Consider the following 3,478-nt stretch of genomic DNA (forward strand, 5'->3'; position numbering starts at 1 on the left):
GCGCTTCGACGGGCCGCCCGATCTGCATCTGCGCCGGCCGGCGGGGACGGGCGATTTCTGGCGCCAGGCCTGGGTCAACGGCGTCAGCTTCTTCTCCAAGCGCTTCCCGCCCTCGTTCCGCATCTCGCAGGATCGCGGCGAGGGCATCATCATCCACGGCACACGGCAATGGACCGACTACAAGGTCGCCGCCGACGTCATGATCCATCTCGGCAGCGAGGCCGGCGTCGCCGTCCGCGTCCAGGGCCTGCGCCGCTACTACGCCGCCCTGCTGTCGCGCGACGGCATGCTGCGGCTCGTCCGCCAGCGCGACGACGTGCGGATTGTCCTGGCCGAGACGCCGTTCCGCTGGGCGCTGGAACAGAGCTATGACGTGGTGATCGCGGCGGTGGGGGACACCATCACCTGCCGGATCGGCGACGCCAGCCTGTCCGCCCGGGACGAGTCGGCGGAGCGGTTCCGCGACGGCGGCATCGGCATCCTGGTGAACGAGGGGGCGGTGTCGACCGACGCGGTTCGGGTGACCGCCCCGTAGCAGCCGGTCGGCTTCGGCGGCGGCGCGGCAAAGGCGCCGCGCGCTGCAGGGTCCGCCGGCGGGGCTGGACGCCAGCGAACCGGTGGGCCATGTACGGGCGATGAACGCTCTCCTGACGGCCTACTGGCCGCATCTGGTTCTGATCGTCAGCATCGTGCTCGGTGTCGGCGCCGCCGTCCACGCGGCGATGACCAAGGACGATGTGCGTGCCGCCGTCGGCTGGGTCGGCGTGGTCCTGCTGAACCCGATCCTCGGCGCCCTGATCTATCTGGTGTTCGGCATCAACCGTGTGCGCCGGGTCGCGATCGCCCGCCGCCGGGGCCGGGCCGCCGAGGCCGGCGACCATGGCCCTGGTGTCGCAGCGGTGGATGTCGTGGCCGCGGCCGGGCCGCAATTCGCCTCGCTGCAGCGGCTCGGCGACCGTGTCTCGCCCTTCGTCGTGACCGGGGCCAACGACCTGGTGCTGCTGCATGGCGGGGACGAGGCCTATCCGGCGATGCTGGCGGCGATCCGCGCGGCCCGATCCTCGATCGCGCTGCAAAGCTACATCTTCGACAACGATCCGGTCGGGCAGGAGATCGCCGCGGCGCTGATCGAGGCCCGCCAACGCGGGGTCGAGGTCCGGGTGCTGATCGACGCGATCGGCGCCCGCTATTCGCGCCCGCCGATCGGGCCGCTGCTGCGCGACGGCGGCGTGACCGTGGCGCTGTTCATGACCGCCGCCATCGGGCTGAAGCTGCCCTATGCCAACCTGCGCAGCCACCGCAAGCTGCTGGTAGTCGATGGCGAGACCGCCTTCACCGGCGGCATGAACATCCGGGCCCAGTTCACCAGCGCCCACACCGGCGGCCATCCCGCGCAGGACATGCATTCCCGCATTCGCGGGCCCCTGGTGCCGACGCTGCTGGCCGCCTTCGTCCAGGACTGGCGCTTCACGACAGGGGAACGGCTGTCCGGCCATGCCTGGCAGTCGCCGCCGCAGCCGCAGGGCCCCGGCCCGTCGGTGCTGGCCCGCACCGTGCTGTCGGGCCCCGACCGCTCGCTCGGCTCGAACCACAGCCTGCTGATGGGCGCGATCGCGGTGGCACAGCATTCGATCGTGATCTGCTCGCCCTATTTCCTGCCCGATTTGCCGCTGATCGGCGCCCTCGCCGTCGCCGCCCAGCGCGGCATCGAGGTCGACATCGTCATCCCCGGCACCAACAACCTCGCCTTGGTCGATTGCGCGATGACGGCGCAGCTCGACCAGATCGTGCGGCCCGGCTGCCGCGTCTGGCGGGCCAGCGGCGAATTCGACCATTCCAAGCTGATGGCGGTGGACGGCGCCTGGGCGCTGATCGGGTCCTCCAACCTCGACCCGCGCAGCCTGCGGCTGAATTTCGAGCTCGACATCGAGATCTACGATCGCGGCATCGCCGGTGAGATCGACGCCTTGATCCGCCGGCGCATCGCCACGGCCCGGGCCGAGACGCTGGCGACGCTGCGGGCCCGGCCGCTGCTCAAGCGCATCCGCAACCGCGCGGTCTGGCTGGCCTCGCCCTATCTCTGATCCCTCCCGCCCACCAGCCCTGCTGCTTGCGAATGGTTCGCAGCGCTTCGGCCGTGCTATGTCTGTTCCATTCCTGGGGGAGGCTTCCTGACGTGACCTGGTTCGACCGGCTGCCGCGGCGTCTCTACATCCTGATCGGCCTCGGCCTGATCGCGGCGACCGCCGCCACGGAGCTGGCGATGGGCCGGGTGCTGATCTGCACCTGCGGCACGGTCAAGCTGTGGACCTCCGACGTGCTCAGCTCGGACAACTCCCAGCACATCGCCGACTGGTACACGCCGTCGCACATCATCCACGGCTTCCTGTTCTTCGGGCTGCTGTGGCTGGTGGCCCGGCCGCTGCCGGTGAAGGCCCGGGCGATCATCGCCATCCTGGTCGAATGCGCCTGGGAGGTCGCGGAGAACAGCCCGCTGATCATCGACCGCTACCGCGAGGCGACGATCGCGCTGGGCTACACCGGCGACAGCGTCGTCAACTCCGTCTCCGACATCTGCTTCATGCTGGTCGGCTTCTTCTTCGCGTCGCGGGCGCCGGTCTGGCTGACGGTGGCGATCGGCGTCTTCTTCGAACTGTTCACCGGCTGGCTGATCCGCGACAACCTGACCCTGAACATCCTGATGTTGGTCCACCCGCTCGATTCCGTCCGGGCGTGGCAGGGCGTCGCCTGACCCCGATATGATGATCCCATGCTGAAACGCTTCTTCGCCTATTACCGGCCCTATCGCCGGCTGTTCATCCTCGATTTCTCCTGCGCCGTGGTGACGGGGGTGCTCGAGCTCGGCTTCCCGATCGCGGTCAAGGTGTTCGTCGACAGCCTGCTGCCGAGCCAGAACTGGACGCTGATCGTCCTCGCGTCGCTCGGCCTGCTGGCGATCTATGTCGCCAACACCGGGCTGATGGCGGTGGTGACCTATTGGGGCCACATGCTCGGCATCAACATCGAGACCGAGATGCGGCGGAAGAGCTTCGATCATCTGCAGAAGCTGTCCTTCGGCTTCTTTGACAACCAGAAGACCGGCCATCTCGTCGGCCGGCTGACCAAGGACCTGGAGGAGATCGGCGAGGTCGCGCATCACGGGCCGGAAGATCTGTTCATCGCGGTCATGACCTTCATCGGCGCCTTCGCGCTGATGCTCAGCGTCAATCTCGAACTGGCGCTGATCACCGCGGCGATCGTGCCGCTGACCGCCTGGGTCACCACCCGCTATGGCGGCCGCATGACCCGGAACTGGCAGGCGCTGTACGGCCGGGTTGGCAACTTCAACCACCGGATCGAGGAGAATGTCGGCGGCATCCGCGTGGTCCAGGCCTTCGCCAACGAGGACCATGAGCGCCGGCTGTTCGCCGAGGACAACCAGGGCTATCGCCGCACCAAGCTCGACGCCTACCGCATC

The 3,478-nt window shown here is 68.6% G+C and carries 4 protein-coding genes; all 4 read left to right on the forward strand.

Annotated elements, in window-relative coordinates; translation table 11 throughout:
• Nucleotides 1-535, forward strand: a 535-nt coding sequence (locus tag AC3XYG_RS14325; protein WP_489140513.1) for a hypothetical protein, incomplete at its 5' end; no start/stop codon positions are given.
• Nucleotides 536-635: 100 nt separating this feature from the next.
• The gene (locus tag AC3XYG_RS14330; protein ID WP_489140514.1) at nt 636-2,084 is read left to right on the forward strand and encodes a phospholipase D-like domain-containing protein; all 1,449 of its coding nucleotides are present in this window, start codon (nt 636-638) and stop codon (nt 2,082-2,084) included.
• 92 nt (nt 2,085-2,176) lie between these two features.
• Nucleotides 2,177-2,752, forward strand: a complete 576-nt coding sequence (locus tag AC3XYG_RS14335) for a DUF2585 domain-containing protein (protein ID WP_489140515.1) — start codon at nt 2,177-2,179, stop codon at nt 2,750-2,752.
• 18 nt (nt 2,753-2,770) lie between these two features.
• The coding region (locus AC3XYG_RS14340) for an ABC transporter ATP-binding protein (protein WP_489140516.1) at nt 2,771-3,478 on the forward strand (708 nt) is incomplete at its 3' end.

Source organism: Inquilinus sp., from assembly GCF_057815775.1.